Origin of the sequence: Fictibacillus sp. 18YEL24, from assembly GCF_015903855.1 — a bacterium.
Lineage (GTDB): Bacteria > Bacillota > Bacilli > Bacillales > Fictibacillaceae > Fictibacillus > Fictibacillus phosphorivorans_C.
Genome location: NZ_JACZDT010000004.1, coordinates 329,302 through 346,598 on the forward strand (window position 1 = coordinate 329,302; position 17,297 = coordinate 346,598).

Consider the following 17,297-nt stretch of genomic DNA (forward strand, 5'->3'; position numbering starts at 1 on the left):
AATTATACATTCTCCAATTCCAATGAATTCGTGTCTTTTTCATACTCTAGAAATTTACCGTTAATTTCTTGTATGTATTCAATGTTGTATTTGCGGTCAGCAAGCTTTTTACGTACGTCGTTAATCGTTTCAGCTTCTACGTATACTGTTTGAGTGTGTTCACGAACAGGAACCTCTGTTAAGCTAGTTTGAAAAAATACTTTGAAAATCATATTTCATGTCTCCTTACCGGTCTGTAGTTTTTGAGTTTCTTCGTCCTATTATAAAGGAAAGTGACATGTTTTTCATGTTTTTTCATAATGCATCGTTGGAAAACCACAAAAAGATAAAAATAATAACTGTTAAGCTCTAGGGTTTATCCTATATAATGACGTTAGTTAATCGAAAAACTTAACTTAGTTAAGAATTAGTTTTCCGTTATTATTTTGTTGTTTTACCCATTTCCTTAACTTTTTTAATAAGCGCGTTCTCATCTTCATTTATTACCCTCCACGGCTCTTTTTATTACTAGTATGTGTAGTTGAATCGATATTTTTAGAGGGAAATTGTTACATTTTTTATATTTTATATGAGAAGGGGTTAACCAATGAAATTATATTCTGCCCTCTTTGTTTTAAGTTTGATATGGGGAATGTCTTTCTTATTTATAAAATTTTTACTTGGTATTTTTGATCCATGGCAGATTGTATTTATTCGTTGTTTGCTAGGAATATTGACAATCGTTCCTTTGTTTATGATTAGCAAGCAAGCAGTTCACTGGAAAGCACTTCCCGTAAAAAAGTTGCTTCTTGTAGGTTTTTTGAATGCTGGTCTACCTTGGGGACTGATTGCTTGGAGCGAAACTTTTTTAGATAGCGGGTATACGGCTATATTAAATGCTACTACTCCAATCTGGACATCAATGATGGGTGTTTTCTTTTTCTCCATATCATTGCAATGGAAACAATGGGCTGGGGTACTCGTCGGTTTTATGGGTATTTTATTGTTAATGGACATTGATGCTCCTGGGTTGACTAAGAATCAGTTGGGCTTAGGGATTGTTTTGATGCTCGTAGCTACGTGTTGCTATGGATATAGTTCACAATACGCAAAAAAACATCTTCAGAATACAACGGTTTGGATCACGGCTTCTACCACATTATTTGCAGGTATGCTTCTAAGTGCTCTCATGATGTTATTGACGGAGAGTTGGACAATGCCTGAAAATCCTATTAATTACACTATATTATCATCCCTTATCGGTCTCGGAGTTTTTGGTTCAGGAATTGCATACTTGCTATATTATTATATGATCTCTGCTGGTTCAGCCGAGTTTGCTACACTAGTCACTTACCTAGTGCCTGTATCTGCCGTAATGTGGGGTAGCGTCTTGTTAGATGAACAAATACACTCAAGTGCATTCTGGGGTTTGCTGCTTATTTTTATAGGTGTCTATCTAACAGGGAAGAAAAAGAAGAAAAAGGACGTTTTACACCTGGAACGTGATAGAACAGCTTAAAAACATTCAATTTAAAATTGAGTGTTTTTTTTGTTTCGTGTAGAATGTAAGCGTATACAACGTGAGGGGGAATCTGGTTGATTACATTCTTAGTTTCAATTGTATTATTAGTCATTGGTTATTTTACGTATGGAAAGTACGTTGAAAGAGTGTTTGGAGTAAAGCAGGAAAGAAAGACACCTGCTTATGCACAAGAAGATGGAATTGATTATGTCCCGATGGGTACAAAAACGAACTCTCTTAATCAGTTATTGAACATTGCAGGAGTAGGTCCGATTTTTGGACCTATCATGGGTGCATTATATGGTCCGGTAGCGTTTCTTTGGATCGTACTTGGAGCAATATTTGCAGGTGCTGTTCATGATTATTTAACTGGAATGATTTCTATTCGAAATCGAGGGGCGCATTTACCACAACTCGCGGGTAAGTTTTTAGGAAATGCGATGAGACATGTTGTAAATGGTTTTACTCTTCTTCTTTTATTATTAGTAGGAACAGTTTTTGTTAGTGCTCCAGCAGCGCTAATTCATGATCTTACGGGAGATTGGGTAAGTTTAAGTCTCATTATTGGATTAATCTTTGTTTATTATATTCTTGCTACGCTCTTACCAATCGATAAGATTATTGGGAGAGTCTATCCAGTCTTTGGTGCGTTGCTCGTAATTAGTGCAATTGGAATAGGTGGGGGATTAGTAGTTACAGGCGCACCGATTCCAGAACTCTCATTTGAGAATATGCATCCCGATAACGTACCGATTTTCCCACTCTTATTCTTGACCATTTCATGTGGAGCACTTTCAGGATTTCACGCTACACAATCGCCTATTATTTCACGAACGACTAAAAATGAAAAAGAAGGAAGAAAAATTTTCTATGGCATGATGATAGCAGAAGCTGTTATTGCTATGATCTGGGCAGCAGCTGCAATGAGTTTATTCGATGGAAAATCATTATCAGGCATTATTGCAGAAGGTGGACCTGCTGCAGTTGTTAGTGAAGTGTCAGTAACGATGCTTGGAGCAATTGGAGGAACGCTTGCGGTAATCGGTGTCATCATTCTACCAATCACTTCAGGAGATACTTCATTCCGAAGTGCCAGAATGATACTAGCTGATTACTTCAACATCGGTCAAAAGAAACTATCTTCTAGACTTTGGATTGCTATACCCATGTTCGTTATTTCATTTTTATTAACGAAGATTGACTTTACATTACTATGGCGTTATTTTTCATGGGCTAACCAATCAACGGCTATGCTAGCTCTTTGGGTAGGAGCCATGTATTTAAAAGATCGAAAAAAAATCATTGGATCGCTACGTTGCCCGCTATTTTTATGACGATGGTGACTGTTACTTACATTTGTAACGCTCCAATCGGTCTCGGTCTCTCAAACGGAATAGCTTATACGATTGCAGCAATAACAACTGTAATAGCAACTTTCTTGTTCGTGCGAAGTAAACCAAGCGACGAAGGAGCAATGCTCGTTGATGATGATCGCGATGTAGCTTAAATGAGGTTCCTTAGATAAAATAGTACAATTAAATAGAAAAACGTGCGTCAAAGAATAAAAAAACTCACTAAGCTGGAAGACCAGATTAGTGAGTTTTTTTGTTGATCGTTATCTTATTACAACAGAGTTTGCAGGAGGTTCAAAGGGCTGCTTTTCATTGATTCGGTCAAAGAACATGATGCCGTCTAAATGATCGAGTTCATGTTGAAAACATATACCAGGAAGTCCTTTTAATTTCAAGTTCACTTCTGATCCGTCAGGTGTGAATCCTTTTACCGTAACTTTAGCATATCGAGGTACAAGTCCAGGTACTTCTCTGTCTACAGATAAGCACCCTTCTCCTCCGTCTAAATAAGTCATCTGAACTGAATGACTAATGATTTTTGGATTTAATAGTGCATAACTGTATAAATTCCCATTTTCATCAGAAACATGAAAAGCAAAGATTCGTTTTGAGATTCCAATTTGAGGAGCAGCAATTCCGATACCGGGTCTTAAATTATATTTTGCTGCAATCTCTGGATCTTGGCTGTTCTTTACAAATTCAAGAAGTTGATTCGCTGTTTTAATGTCTTCATCTGAGAATGGAAAAGGTACTTCGACCGCTTTTTCCCTAAGTGTTGGGTGACCTTCTCTTATTACATCTTTCATTGTTAACACAAGCAAAACCTCCGTGCCGATATACTTTTAAGTTAATTTAATTTCCTCTTATCATAACATAGAGGATTTTTAATAAAAAAGAACGGAAATAAAATATTTTAGGCAATATTATAGTTCAATCTTTTATTGTAAGGTAGTCTACAGTTATCAAATATAAGCTAAAAACGACTAATACAGCGGAAAAATTAATATGAAACAGTTAGGTTAATGAGACTGGATAAACGATTGATGAACAGGCTCGTAAATATGTGATAACTATATGCAACCTATAGATTGACTGTGTATGAGCAGTGGTGTAAACTAATTTACGTGAAAAGGATTGTTGTGTTACTCTAGATATGTTGAATAGTAATACAGTTAGGATGCCGCAAGATGGTTTAGCTCTTGAATACAAGGGAAAACTTCAGGTGGGTACACAAAGGCATACCTAAAAGCCTTTTAATAATATAAACCTGTCTTAAAAATGTTTCACTTTGGGCAACCTGTTAAATATGTGCATGTTTTTAAGATTAGGGAAAATTGACAGGGTAAAAGAAAGGAAGAGGTGACTTTTCATGACGAAAACAATTGATGCAGTTCAAGATCAATTTGAAACGTTCCAGATTCTTTCTGAAGACGGAGAAGTTGTTAACGAATCGGCAATGCCGAATTTGTCTGATGAAGATCTGCAAGAACTAATGCGCCGCATGGTTTACACTCGAATTTGGGATCAGCGTGCTATCTCTTTAAACAGACAAGGGCGTCTTGGATTCTATGCTCCAGTAGCAGGACAAGAAGCTTCTATGCTTGGAACTCACTATGCTTTAGATAAAGAAGACTGGATTCTTCCAGGATACCGTGATATCCCTCAAATGGTTTTCCACGGCTTCCCATTAACACAAGCATTCTTATGGTCTCGCGGACACTTCCAAGGTGGACAAATTCCTGAAGGTGTAAACGTATTGATGCCTCAAATCATCATCGGCGCTCAAATCATTCAAGCGGCTGGTGTTGGTTTTGGACTTAAGAAACAAGGCAAAAAGAACGTATGTATCACTTACACTGGTGACGGTGGAGCATCACAAGGTGACTTCTACGAAGGATTAAACTTTGCAGGAGCATACCGTGCTAATACGATCTTTGTTGTTCAAAACAACCGTTTTGCGATCTCAGTTCCAGTTGAAAAGCAATCTGCAGCAAAAACGATCGCTCAAAAAGCAGTTGCAGCTGGTATTGAAGGAATTCAAGTTGATGGAATGGATGTTCTTGCCGTTTATGCAGCGACTCAACAAGCTCGCGAGCGTGCAGTTTCTGGTGAAGGTCCTACATTGATTGAAACTCTTACTTATCGTTACGGGCCACATACGATGGCAGGAGATGATCCTACTCGTTACCGTACAAAAGATCTTGATAATGAATGGGAAAAGAAAGATCCACTTGTTCGTTTCCGTAAGTTCTTAGAGAAGAAGAACCTTTGGTCTGAAGAGCAAGAAAACAAAGTTGTAGAAGAAGCAAAAGAAGATATTAAAGCTGCGATCAAGAAAGCAGACGGAGCGCCTAAGCAAAAGGTTACTGACCTTATCGGCTTCATGTTCGAAGACCTTCCGTTCAACCTTCGTGAGCAGTTAGAAGAATACACAGCAAAGGAGTCGAAATAATATGGCTCAAATGACTATGATTCAAGCAATTACAGACGCTATGCGTAATGAATTAAAAAGCAATGAACAAGTTCTTGTTTTCGGTGAAGATGTAGGCCAAAACGGTGGAGTATTCCGTGCTACTGAAGGACTTCAAAAAGAATTTGGAGAAGATCGCGTTTTTGATACTCCGCTAGCTGAGTCTGGAATTGGGGGACTTGCAATAGGTCTAGGGCTTACAGGTTTCCGTCCAGTAATGGAGATTCAATTCTTTGGTTTCGTATTTGAAGTATTTGATTCAGTTGCTGCACAAATGGGTCGTATGAGATACCGTTCAGGCGGAGTTTATACTTCTCCAGTAACGATTCGTTCACCATTTGGTGGAGGCGTTAAAACACCTGAGCTTCATGCAGACAGCCTTGAAGGTTTAATGTACCAAACTCCTGGTATCAAAGTTGTTATTCCTTCAACTCCATATGACGCAAAAGGTCTATTAATCTCTGCGATTCGTGATAACGATCCAGTAGTTTATCTAGAGCATATGAAACTATACCGTTCTTTCCGTGGCGAAGTACCAGAGGAAGAATACACGATCGAACTTGGTAAAGCAGATGTGAAACGTGAAGGTAAGGATGTTTCTATCATTACTTACGGTGCTATGGTTCACGCTTCATTAAAAGCTGCTGAAGAATTGGAAAAAGAAGGCATCTCTGCTGAAGTGATCGACCTTCGTACGATTAGCCCGCTTGATATCGAAACGATTATGGCGTCTGTTGAAAAAACAGGTCGAGCAATTGTCGTGCAAGAAGCACAAAAACAAGCTGGTATTGGGGCGTTCGTTGTAGCTGAAATCAACGACCGTGCAATCCTTCACTTAGAAGCACCTGTATTGCGTGTGACTGCACCAGATACAGTGTTCCCGTATGCTTCTGCCGAAGATGTTTGGATTCCAGATCATCGTGATATTGTAGATAAAGCAAAGAAAGTCTACAACTTCTAAGAAAAAATGAATGTTAGCTGAAAGAGACGTCAGTTCTTGACTTTTTCTTTCAGCTCTTTCACATCAGTGACGAAAAAGATTGTTATATAATAGGAGGCGTTAATCGTGGCATTTGAATTTAAGCTTCCCGATATTGGAGAAGGAATTCACGAAGGTGAAATTGTAAAGTGGTTTGTAAAAGCAGGGGACGAAGTAAAAGAAGACGATATCCTGCTTGAAGTACAAAACGACAAAGCTGTAGTTGAAATTCCATCTCCTGTAGACGGTAAAATTCTTGAACTTAAAGTAGACGAAGGAACAGTATCTGTAGTTGGTGATGTTCTAGTAACAATTGAAGCAGAAGGTGAAATTCCTGCTGATGCTCATGGCGGTGGTCATGAAGCTCCAGAACAGCCTAAAGCTGAAGAAGAAAAGAATGTTACTGCTGATCAAGCTAAAGAAGCTGACAAATCAGAAGCTAAAACAGATAAAACGGAAGATACAGCGAAAGAAGAACCAGCAGACGAATCTAAGCGTGTGATCGCAATGCCTTCTGTTCGTAAATATGCTCGTGAAAAAGAAGTTGATATTCGTAAAGTACAAGGTTCTGGAGATAACGGACGTGTACTTAGAGAAGACATCGACAAATTCGTAAGTGGCGGCGGAGCAGCTGAAGCAGCACCACAAGCGACTGAAACTGAAGCAGCTCCAAAAGCTGAAGCGAAGAAAGAAGCGCCTAAAGCAATTCCTGCTGGCGAAATGGAAACTCGTGAAAAGATCAAAGGAATTAGAAAAGCGATCTCAAAAGCGATGGTTAACTCCAAACATACAGCTCCTCATGTTACACTAATGGATGAAGTGGACGTTACTGATCTTGTTGCACACCGTAAGAAATTTAAGCAAGTTGCTGCAGATAAAGGCATCAAGCTTACTTATCTTCCATACGTGGTAAAAGCATTAACTTCTGCATTGCGTGAATACCCTGTGCTTAATGCATCTATCGACGATGCAAACGAAGAAATCGTATACAAGCACTATTACAACATCGGTATTGCGGCAGATACAGATAACGGACTAATGGTACCAGTTGTTAAAGATGCTGATCGTAAATCCATCTTCAAAATCTCTTCTGAAATCAATGAACTAGCTACTAAAGCACGTGATGGTAAGCTTTCTGGTGAAGAGATGAAGGGCGGATCTTGTACGATTACGAATATCGGTTCTGCAGGCGGTCAATGGTTCACACCAGTTATCAACCACCCAGAAGTAGCGATCTTAGGTATCGGCCGTATTGCTGAAAAAGCAGTTGTTAAAGATGGAGAAGTAGTAGTTGCTCCTGTTTTAGCTTTATCTCTTAGCTTTGACCACCGTCTGATCGATGGTGCAACAGCTCAAAATGCATTGAATCACATTAAGCGTTTATTGAACGATCCACAACTATTAGTAATGGAGGCGTAATTCGATGGTAGTAGGAGATTTTCCAATTGAGTTAGACACACTTGTCATAGGTTCAGGTCCTGGGGGATATGTTGCAGCAATTCGTGCAGCACAATTAGGACAAAAAGTGGCTATTGCGGAAAAGGCAGAAATGGGCGGCGTTTGTTTGAACGTTGGTTGTATTCCATCAAAAGCTTTGATTAATGCAGGTCACCGTGTAGAACATGCTAATCACTCTGAAGATATGGGGATTACTGTTGATAACGTAACAGTTGATTTCAGCAAAGTTCAAGACTGGAAAGCAGGCATCGTTAAGAAGCTTACTGGCGGAGTTGAAGGACTTTTAAAAGGAAATAAAGTTGAAATCATTCGTGGTGAAGCTTATTTCGTAAATGAAAACACTGTACGTATCATGGATGAGAAGAACTCTCAAACATACACGTTCAAAAATGCGATCATCGCTACTGGTTCACGTCCTATTGAAATCCCAGGTTTCAAATGGAGTGACCGTATTATCTCTTCTACAGGAGCTCTTGCTCTTAAAGAGATCCCTAAGAAGATGGTAGTTATCGGTGGCGGTTATATCGGTATGGAGCTTGGAACAGCATATGCGAACTTCGGTACAGAAGTAACAATCCTAGAAGGTAGCAAACAAATCCTTCCTGGTTTTGAAAAGCAAATGAGTCAAGTCGTTTCAAAACGCTTAAAGAAAAAAGGCAATGTAGAAGTATTTACAGAAGCTATGGCTAAAGGCGTTGAAGAAACTAAAGACGGTGTTACTGTAACAGCTGAGATCAAAGGTGAGTCTAAGACTTTTGAAGCTGACTATGTTCTCGTAACGGTTGGTCGTCGTCCAAATACTGAAGAACTTGGTCTTGAGCAGGTTGGTGTTGAAATGACTGAACGCGGTCTGATCAAAATCAATAAAAAAGCTCAAACAAACGTTAGCGGTATTTATGCAATCGGTGATGTAGTTGAAGGGCCAGCGCTTGCTCACAAAGCTTCTTATGAAGGTAAGGTAGCAGCGGAAGTAATCTCTGGACATGCTGCAGAGATCGATTACATGGCTATCCCTGCTGTAGTGTTTACAGATCCTGAACTTGCAACAGTTGGTTACGATGAGAAATCTGCTAAAGAAGCAGGATTTGATGTGAAAGCATCTAAATTCCCGTTCGCAGCTAACGGTCGTGCTCTATCTATGAACGAGACAGATGGTTTCATGAAACTTATCACTCGTAAAGAAGATGGACTTGTATTAGGAGCTCAAATTGCTGGTGGAAATGCATCTGATATGATCGCGGAACTAGGATTAGCAATCGAAGCAGGTATGACTGCTGAAGACATCGCTATGACTATCCACGCTCATCCGACTTTCGGAGAAATTTCTATGGAAGCAGCTGAAGTTGCAATTGGACTTCCTGTACACATCGTAAAATAAATAAACAAATGAAAACCCCTTGTGACTGTCTTACAGCTCACAAGGGGTTTTTTTCTGTTCAATCATATATAAGTAAACGCGTCATAATCTTTATTTAGAAGCACTTGTCTAAAAGAAGGACTTAGACAGTGGGTTTTTCTAATTTGATTAAGCCCTATCAAATAAATTAATATAGTTAAAATGGAGGAAGCGATGAGAGTTTTATTATGCACTTTCATTCAGATTGTAATGTGGTGCGGTTATTCAATCGTACTGTTTCTCTCACATCACGACCATAATTTTTTTGAAACAATATTAATGTTGATGTTCGGGTATTTTAATTTTCTGGTAGCCCAGCGTTTAAACATAAACAAATCAGTAGCTTTAAACATGACGATATCACTAACACTTATTTATGTCACAGGTAAAATGATGATTGGATAATCGTGGATGCTTCCTAAGCAATGCGGTGAGACTCTTAAATGGCGCAAAAGGCACCACCATACGCCAGATAGAAACTACTTCAGGGAAGCAACAAGGAACATCATAAACAGCCTTATTTTAATTTTGTCTCTTCAGAAAGAGCCTTTTTAAGAGAAATCATCATAAAGATCAATACAAATGCAAATGGGAAAGCTGCGATGATTGATGCTGTTTGTAACCCTTCTAATCCTCCTGTATACAATAAGATGGATGCTGCCGCTGCTATTACAATACCCCAAATGAATTTTGTCATAGAAGAAGGATTCAATCGACCGTCACTTGTTTGCATTCCTAGGACGAAGGTAGCTGAATCAGCAGATGTAATGAAGAATGTACTGATCAGGAAAATTGCTAATATGGACATGAGCGTTCCGAACGGAAGATGTTCGAAGAGTGCAAAGAGAGCAATCTCTGTACCTTTGTCAGTAATGATCTTATTTAGACCAACATTATTAAAGATTTCTAAATGTAGGGCAGCACCGCCGAAAATCGAGAACCAAAGTGCTCCAAAAACGGTCGGGACAAGCAATACCCCCATTATAAATTCGCGAATTGTTCTTCCTTTTGATACTCGAGCGATAAATGTTCCAACAAACGGTGCCCATGCGATCCACCAAGCCCAATAGAATACTGTCCACCCTTGTATCCAGCCGGCTTCACTAGGTCTGAACGGACTGAGTTTTAGACTCATACTAGGAAGATACTGTAGATAGTTACCAAGAGATTGTACGAATACATCCATGATAAAGTTTGTTGATGAAGCGAAAAGCAAGAACGCCATTAAAAGAACAGCTATCATAATGTTCAAGTTACTTAGATATTTTATTCCTTTGTTTAACCCTGTTTGAGCTGAAAGAGTAAATAAAACTGTGACGATTGCGATAATAATCAATTGTGTAGTGAAGTTATTTGAGATGTTCGTTAAATAAGAAACACCACCACTTATTTGTACGGCACCAAGTCCTAAAGAAGTTGCAACTCCAAAGATAGTTGCAAAAACTGCAACAATATCTATCGTTTTACCAATCGGTCCATTAACTCTGTCTCCTAACAATGGAGTGAATATTGCACTGATCAATCCCGGTGCACCTTTTCTAAATTTAAAATAAGCAAGTGACAATCCGATTAACGTGTATATTCCCCAAGGGTGTAATCCCCAATGAAAGAAGCTGTATCGAAGCGCAGCTTGAGCAGAGGCGGCATTTCCTCCTTCTCCGGATGGTGGTGTATAAAAGTGGCTGATTGGTTCAGCTACACCCCAAAAGACCAGTCCTATACCCATACCAGCACTAAACAGCATAGCAAACCAAGTGATTGTTGAGTACTCGGGCTTGTCATCCGGCTCTCCAAGTTTAATTTTTCCGTACTTACTAAAAGCTAGATATAATACAAAGATTAAAAAGCTTGTAGCTGAAAGCAGGTAGAACCATCCAAATTTCTCTTGTAAGAAATTTTGAATAACGGTAGCCTTAGCTTGGAATTCGGTAGGAAATAAACTTCCTATGATAACAAAAACGACAGAAATTATTAGTGAAACGATAAAAACAATATTCGGTTGTTTTTTCATTTCTTCACATCCTTTCATGATATGTATTCATTTTATTTTCCCCTAAGGGCCCGAAAGTTTACATTGTAGTAAAAATAAAATAGGAAGTCCAATCATATGATTGGACTTCCTAAAGAAAAAAACCTTGATTCTCTTTACTTTTTGGGATAATAATACATCACTCTTCCGTTAAAGAGGTGAAGTTCACCCTTAAGTTTTGAAGCGATAAACTTACAAAATTCATTGGCCTTCCCCTTATCGCCATGAGTGGAGATGTCAGTTAAAGTAAATTGTATGTAACATTGTTCAAGGTTAGGATCGTTGTTTTTATCTGTTCCGATACCAACTAAAATATATTTATTTTTTCTTTGATCTATTCCTTTTAAGTAAAACCATCTTCCTTCAGCTTCTTCCTTTTCTTCAATCGTGTAAGGAAAAGCTGCGTCTGCATAGCCCCATGATAATTGTTCGCCTGTTTTTGTCGTGATAGAACGGTAATAAAGCAGAAGGTCTTTTAGTTCCTCTAAAGTGATCACTTGTTTTAAAGATGCGGGAACAAGTTTGACATAGGCGCTTTGAGACATCTGATCCACTCCAATTTGTAATTTTTATCGTCATATTAACATACTAATAGTATATCATATTTTAAGAAGATTTTGACAAATTGAGTTTAAAACTTCTTAAATGAGGGAATTACTCTTACATTCAATGACATTTTTATTAGTATAACTTATTTAATTCCAGTAATGAACGACCCGATCGATGAACGAGGTAATCATACGAGGAGGGGTAATATGGAATGGTTTGAAAAATTGTATGACGAGAGTGAGTCCGTGAATGTCCGGTTTGTAGGCTTTACTACAGATACGGTTAGGTATGATTTTGGCATAGTTTATACGAATATGTTTTTTGGTAAACCATTAGTAGTATGTATGCAAACAGGAAGGTCAGCGCTATTAGATTCAAATGATATAGGGAATCTTGAATATATCAAGCAGGCCTTTCATATTAAAACACTTAAAGAAGCTGAGGATTTGGCGCTTTTCTTTGAAGAAGCTGTACCAAACATTCAAACGATAGAACAATATGATTAAATAACATATTTTTTTAATGTGTTATACTAAATGTGTTGACAAATCAAATGTGACATAATATTATAAGAATATAAACGTAAGCGCTTTCAAAATGTGAAGGGAGATGGGACGGATGGGAGTAATCATTTGCCAAACTTGTGAAACAACAATTGAACATTTTGAAGAGGAAAAAGTGACCACTTTATATTCAAACACATGCCCGCATTGCCATGAGCAAACGAACTTAGATAAGTAAGAAAAAAAGAAGACCTCCAAGGGTCTTCTTTTTTAGATAATTATCGAATAGCAACTTGTTCTTGAATAACCTTCAGATACTTTAAATCTGCATTTTCTGGGCCTTGGACGGGTAGACCGGCTTCAAGGTTTTCTTTAATATAATCCAAATTTTCTTTCGTAATGATTTCACCAGGGATGAAGATCGGTATTCCTGGCGGATAGACCATTACGAACTCTGCGATAATCCTACCGGCAGATTCTTCGAAAGGTACACTCTCTGTATTTGCGTAAAATGCATCACGAGGCGATAGTGCGAGCACTGGTATATCTGGAACATGTACAGGTATCGATTTTATCTCTTCATTCTTTGAATGACTTAATTCATCAGAAAGTTGAGATAACGCTTGAACGAGGACCATCGTATCTTTTTCATGATCAGCCGTTGTGATCAAACATAATATGTTGTACAGATCAGATAATTCTACCTCAATATTAAAGTTTTGACGAAGCCATGTTTCAGCTTCATACCCTGTAATGCCAAGATCTTTTACTGAGATTAAAAGCTTAGATGGGTCATAATCAAATGTAGCGGATGTGCCAAGCTTTTCTTCACCAACACAATATAGATTAGGAATATCATTGATCTTAGCTCGTGTTTCGTTGGCTAGTCGTATCGTTTTTTCAATAAGTGTGTACCCTTCAGTTGCAAGGCGGCGACGAGCTGCATCCAATGAAGCAAGAAGGATATAGGATGTAGATGTCGTAGTCATCATACTAAGAATGGTTTGCACACGTTCTGGTGATACAAGTCCTTCTCTTACATTAAGAATAGAACTTCCTGTCAGTGACCCACCGAGCTTATGAACACTCGTTGCTGCCATGTCTGCTCCAGCTTGCATCGCAGATAATGGCATGTGATCATGAAAGTGGATCAAAACACCGTGTGCCTCATCTACAAGAACAGGTACTTCAAACCGATGAGCAATATCAACAATTCCCTTGAGGTCAGCTGCAAAACCAAAATATGTCGGGTTGATGACCAGTACTGCTTTTGCGTCAGGGTGCTGATTTAAAGCTTTCTCTACGCTGTCTGGCGTGATACCGTGTGAGATACCAAGCTCAGGATCGATTTCAGGATGAATAAAAATCGGTGTTGCACCCGAAAAAACAATTGCTGTCATGATCGACTTATGCACGTTTCGAGGTACAAGAATCTTATCTCCTGGTGACACGACAGACATGATCATCGTCATGATGGCACCGCTTGTTCCTTGTACGGAAAAGAAAGTGTGATCTGCGCCAAAAGCTTGTGCCGCAAGTGCTTGTGCTTTTTTTATCATTCCTTTTGGATGATGCAGATCATCTAATGGAGTAATGTTAATCAGGTCAATTGATAGTGCATTCGGTCCAATAAAATCTTTAAATTCTTCATCCATTCCTTGTCCTTTTTTGTGACCCGGAATGTGAAACTGCAATGGGTTCTTGTTTGCATGTTCACGCAAACCAGTAAATAAAGGAGTTTCGTGTTGAGACAATGTATTCTACACCTCATCTATTGTTAACTTATAATGAATTTCATCTTTTTATAAAACAAAAGAAGTATAACAGAAAATGCATGAAGATGTAAGTAAATGATTTAATTTTCAAGGAGGAAATAAATGAACACTAGACTGACTGAACTTTTACATATTAAATTTCCGATTATACAAGGTGGGCTCGCATACCTGGCGTATTCTGAACTTGCTTCTGCTGTTTCTAACGCGGGTGGTTTAGGTCAGATTACAGCTATGTCATTACAAGACTCAAAAGCGTTGAAAACTGAAATTCAAAGAACAAAAAGATTAACATCAAATCCTTTTGGAGTTAACTTTGCGATCGGACAACATGGAAGACCGTATGAAGAGATGCTGGAGGCGGCAATCGAAGAAGGGGTTGAGGTTATCAGTGTAACAGGAGGTAATCCTGCGCCTGTATTAGATCGTTTAAGAGATACAGGTATTAAAACATTAGTACTTGTATCAAGCGTCAGACAAGCTGTGAAAGCAGAACAATTAGGAGCTGATGCTGTGATGGCAGTAGGTCAAGAAGGTGGTGGCCATATCGGGAAGGATGACACGGGAACATTTGTCTTAGTTCCTAGAGTTGTTGAGAATGTTTCGATTCCAGTTATCGCGTCAGGAGGTATAGGTGATGGCAAAGGATTGATGGCTGCGCTTGCTCTGGGGGCGGAAGGGGTTGAGATGGGTACAAGGTTTATAGCAACAGAAGAATGTGTTCACGCACATCCCCTATATAAACAGCTTGTTGTTGAAAGCTCAGAATTAGACACAGTGGTTATCAAGAGGACACTAGGTGCACCAGGCAGAACGCTACGGACAGATTTTACATTAAAAATTTTAGAAGAAGAAAATAAGAGTGGTACATATCAACACTTAAAAGATTACATTAGTGGAGAAGCGAACAAAAAACTAATTTATGAAGGGAAAAATAAAGAAGGTTATGGTTGGGCTGGACAAATTATTGGAAGGATCAACGATGTACCTTCGGTAGAAGAGTTGTTCACCAGGATGAATGCGGAAGCTGAAACCATTAAACAAAAATTAAACAACCTTTTCTAACACTTTTCTAACAATGAGGATACTTACCCATACATTTCTGTTGTACGGCAATATACTAGTGGTAAGAAGCAGCGAATATTCTGCTTCCTGCCACTATTTTTTATCTACAGCTTGTTCTTTAGCTCATATAGAGGTATCAGTGTTTTAAACGTTTCATCAATTCGTTCGTACCAATCATTCTCAGTCATGGTTACAGCCTCATCCCTATCAATACGAACGCCACAAAGTAGTTCTGCTTTTTTTACAGTGCTAAGACGGGTTGCCATTTCTTCAAGACGTTCCTTTTTTACCTCACGATGTGGAAAGCTATCAGGTTTCATATGATCATCAGACCATACAAAATCGTTAGGTATATTCTTCTTAATCTTGTTTAAGTTCTTTCGGATTATTTGTCCGAATGCATCCTTGATTGGTGCTTCGTAAATGAGTGCGAACCATAGAAATACATGTGTTTCCCAAAGTCCAATCTGAAAATGTGGCAACATTTTATAGCCTCTTTTGTTAGGTGCGAAGGCTACCCATGTATCCTTTGGAGGATTTACCGTTCTTCTTGCATGTTTAGCAACGTGAAAGAACATCTCTTCTCCAGTCAGAGCAGTAAGTTCTTCTGCATATTTATTCCCTAAGGCCTCTAGTTTTGGCCGAATCTGGTTGATGATTTCTTCCATACGCTCATCAAGTCCTTGCGTTTGGAAAACCTTAAAGTCTGAATCATTGAATCCGTTAAATGTCATTTGAAAATCCTCCTGGTCGTCAAGTGCTACAAAGAATTTTAACATATGAAAAGCTTTATAAAAAAATGTTTGCATTAGATTCCGCAAAGTGCCGTTTCCATATACATGGCTGCTTCATAAAATGAAGAAAAGAAGATAACGAGAAAAGAAAGGATGTGCCGGTGAAATGAAACAAGTAATGAACACTTTGAAAAGAACGGATGCAGAAAGAAGAATTCCTGTATTAAAACTTGAGATTGATTATGAACTAGCTACTTTGTTTGATGCTTTAAAAGCGAAAGATCAAAAACAGATCAACGAATCGAAGCGTAAGCTCGAACGATTAAGGCTGGAGCTCGTGAGATTAGAAGCATGATCCAAGCTGATAGCGGATAACAAAAACGAATCCATCATGAACGGATGGTTCGTTTTTTTGTGAAGAGAATGAAATTGACTTATACTAGAAGAAAGGTAAGGAGTGAAAACATGACGAACGAAGAAATGATAACGGTAGAGAAACACTTGAAGACATGGACACTTGAAGCCGCACAGCTCTTAAAAGATTCTTTTCAGAACACATTAACGATTACATATAAATCACATATCGCTGATCTTGTAACAGATATGGATAAGAGTATTGAGAAATTTTTCATCACTAAGATTCAACAAACCTTTCCTGATCATAGAGTACTTGGGGAAGAAGGATATGGCGATGAAATAAAAGGGAACTCCAAAGGTGTTATTTGGATTATCGATCCGATCGATGGAACGACAAACTTTATTCATCAACAAGCTAATTTTGCGATCTCTATAGGCATATATGAAGATGGTATAGGGAAATTAGGACTCATTTACGATGTGGAAGGAAGTAACCTTTATTTTGCTAAAGAGGGTGAAGGTGCTTATTTAAATGATAAGAAATTACCGAAGTTAGAAGAAGTAACTTTATCAGAATCTGTTGTTGGTGTTAATGCAACTTGGGTTAGTCCGAACAGACGCATCAATCATGAGCACGTACAACAGATCATCAGAAAATCTAGAGGGACTCGCTCATACGGATCTGCAGCTATCGAACTTGCTTATGTTGCATCCGGTAGACTAGATGCATATATGACACTTCGACTTTCACCGTGGGATTTTGCGGCGGGTTTGATCCTTTTGAATGAGGTTGGTGGAATTGTAAGCCGAACGGACGGTGAACCTGTTCAGCTTCTCGAACAAAATAGTATTCTGGCTGCAAAGCCTGGATTGCATAAAGAAATATTAGATCATTTAATATAAAACGAGTCTTAAAAAAGAGAGCGTTCGATTATGAACGTTCTCTTTGCTTCTTTTTAAGAGTAAAACCATATCCCATAAGTAAAAATACAGAAACGATCGATATAAGAAAGATCAGCCAGTTTTTTTCACCAATAGCTACTCCGATGCCGCAAATTGCAAATGCCGTCAATAGAGCTATAAAAAAGAAAATAATATTCATGATGACCTCCAAAGCCAAAAACTTGTCTAT

At 38.5% G+C, this 17,297-nt stretch carries 17 protein-coding genes and 1 pseudogene; 11 read left to right on the plus strand and 7 right to left on the minus strand.

The features are described 5' to 3' along the window. Window positions 1–2: 2 nt before the first annotated feature. Complete coding sequence (locus HU823_RS14855; protein WP_144701031.1) at window positions 3–212, minus strand: DNA-dependent RNA polymerase subunit epsilon; 210 nt, start codon at window positions 210–212, stop codon at window positions 3–5. 374 nt (window positions 213–586) lie between these two features. On the opposite strand from HU823_RS14855, the gene HU823_RS14860 reads away from it, so the two are divergent. Next, window positions 587–1,498: a DMT family transporter gene (locus tag HU823_RS14860; RefSeq protein ID WP_197222561.1), complete on the plus strand. Its 912-nt coding sequence runs from the start codon at window positions 587–589 to the stop codon at window positions 1,496–1,498. Window positions 1,499–1,575: 77 nt separating this feature from the next. After that, a pseudogene (locus HU823_RS14865) lies at window positions 1,576–3,008 on the plus strand (carbon starvation CstA family protein). A gap of 108 nt (window positions 3,009–3,116) precedes the next feature. Here the strand turns inward: HU823_RS14865 and def are convergent. After that, the gene (def, locus tag HU823_RS14870) at window positions 3,117–3,668 is read right to left on the minus strand and encodes a peptide deformylase (protein ID WP_197222562.1); all 552 of its coding nucleotides are present in this window, start codon (window positions 3,666–3,668) and stop codon (window positions 3,117–3,119) included. Window positions 3,669–4,222: 554 nt separating this feature from the next. Between def and pdhA the strand changes: the two genes are divergently transcribed. From pdhA to lpdA, 4 genes are all read left to right on the plus strand, one after another. After that, entirely contained in the window at window positions 4,223–5,305 is a 1,083-nt protein-coding gene (pdhA, locus tag HU823_RS14875) for a pyruvate dehydrogenase (acetyl-transferring) E1 component subunit alpha (RefSeq protein ID WP_066393280.1), read from the plus strand. Between the two features lies 1 nt (window position 5,306). Continuing rightward, a complete protein-coding gene (locus HU823_RS14880) occupies window positions 5,307–6,284 on the plus strand; it encodes an alpha-ketoacid dehydrogenase subunit beta (protein ID WP_144701024.1) in 978 nt (325 codons plus the stop codon). 105 nt (window positions 6,285–6,389) lie between these two features. Beyond that, entirely contained in the window at window positions 6,390–7,721 is a 1,332-nt protein-coding gene (locus HU823_RS14885; protein ID WP_197222563.1) for a dihydrolipoamide acetyltransferase family protein, read from the plus strand. Window positions 7,722–7,725: 4 nt separating this feature from the next. Next, window positions 7,726–9,138 carry a dihydrolipoyl dehydrogenase gene (lpdA, locus tag HU823_RS14890; protein WP_137789788.1) on the plus strand — a complete coding sequence of 471 codons (1,413 nt, stop codon included), beginning with the start codon at window positions 7,726–7,728 and terminating at the stop codon, window positions 9,136–9,138. 535 nt (window positions 9,139–9,673) lie between these two features. Here lpdA and HU823_RS14895 read toward each other — a convergent pair. Continuing rightward, the gene (locus HU823_RS14895) at window positions 9,674–11,167 is read right to left on the minus strand and encodes a glycine betaine uptake BCCT transporter (protein ID WP_144701020.1); all 1,494 of its coding nucleotides are present in this window, start codon (window positions 11,165–11,167) and stop codon (window positions 9,674–9,676) included. Between the two features lie 134 nt (window positions 11,168–11,301). Continuing rightward, a complete protein-coding gene (locus HU823_RS14900) occupies window positions 11,302–11,730 on the minus strand; it encodes a DUF1885 family protein (RefSeq protein ID WP_144701018.1) in 429 nt (142 codons plus the stop codon). Between the two features lie 210 nt (window positions 11,731–11,940). Here HU823_RS14900 and HU823_RS14905 point away from each other — a divergent pair, with 210 nt between their 5' ends. Continuing rightward, window positions 11,941–12,240: a DUF3055 domain-containing protein gene (locus HU823_RS14905; protein WP_137789786.1), complete on the plus strand. Its 300-nt coding sequence runs from the start codon at window positions 11,941–11,943 to the stop codon at window positions 12,238–12,240. A 112-nt stretch (window positions 12,241–12,352) separates the two neighbouring features. Then, entirely contained in the window at window positions 12,353–12,475 is a 123-nt protein-coding gene (locus HU823_RS14910; RefSeq protein ID WP_082861350.1) for a GapA-binding peptide SR1P, read from the plus strand. Between the two features lie 40 nt (window positions 12,476–12,515). Here the strand turns inward: HU823_RS14910 and HU823_RS14915 are convergent, their stop codons facing one another. Then, complete coding sequence (locus HU823_RS14915; protein WP_197222564.1) at window positions 12,516–13,991, minus strand: aminotransferase class I/II-fold pyridoxal phosphate-dependent enzyme; 1,476 nt, start codon at window positions 13,989–13,991, stop codon at window positions 12,516–12,518. A 123-nt stretch (window positions 13,992–14,114) separates the two neighbouring features. Here HU823_RS14915 and HU823_RS14920 point away from each other — a divergent pair, with 123 nt between their 5' ends. Further along, window positions 14,115–15,074, plus strand: coding sequence for an NAD(P)H-dependent flavin oxidoreductase (locus tag HU823_RS14920; protein ID WP_197222565.1), 960 nt, complete (start codon window positions 14,115–14,117; stop codon window positions 15,072–15,074). Between the two features lie 104 nt (window positions 15,075–15,178). Here HU823_RS14920 and HU823_RS14925 read toward each other — a convergent pair whose 3' ends face one another. Beyond that, a complete protein-coding gene (locus HU823_RS14925) occupies window positions 15,179–15,808 on the minus strand; it encodes a YktB family protein (protein WP_197222566.1) in 630 nt (209 codons plus the stop codon). 166 nt (window positions 15,809–15,974) lie between these two features. Between HU823_RS14925 and HU823_RS14930 the strand changes: the two genes are divergently transcribed. Continuing rightward, window positions 15,975–16,163, plus strand: a complete 189-nt coding sequence (locus HU823_RS14930) for a hypothetical protein (RefSeq protein WP_066393326.1) — start codon at window positions 15,975–15,977, stop codon at window positions 16,161–16,163. A 110-nt stretch (window positions 16,164–16,273) separates the two neighbouring features. Then, entirely contained in the window at window positions 16,274–17,068 is a 795-nt protein-coding gene (locus tag HU823_RS14935; RefSeq protein WP_144701010.1) for an inositol monophosphatase family protein, read from the plus strand. 28 nt (window positions 17,069–17,096) lie between these two features. Here the strand turns inward: HU823_RS14935 and HU823_RS14940 are convergent, their stop codons facing one another. Further along, the gene (locus HU823_RS14940; RefSeq protein WP_186320538.1) at window positions 17,097–17,267 is read right to left on the minus strand and encodes a DUF5325 family protein; all 171 of its coding nucleotides are present in this window, start codon (window positions 17,265–17,267) and stop codon (window positions 17,097–17,099) included. Window positions 17,268–17,297 lie beyond the last annotated feature (30 nt).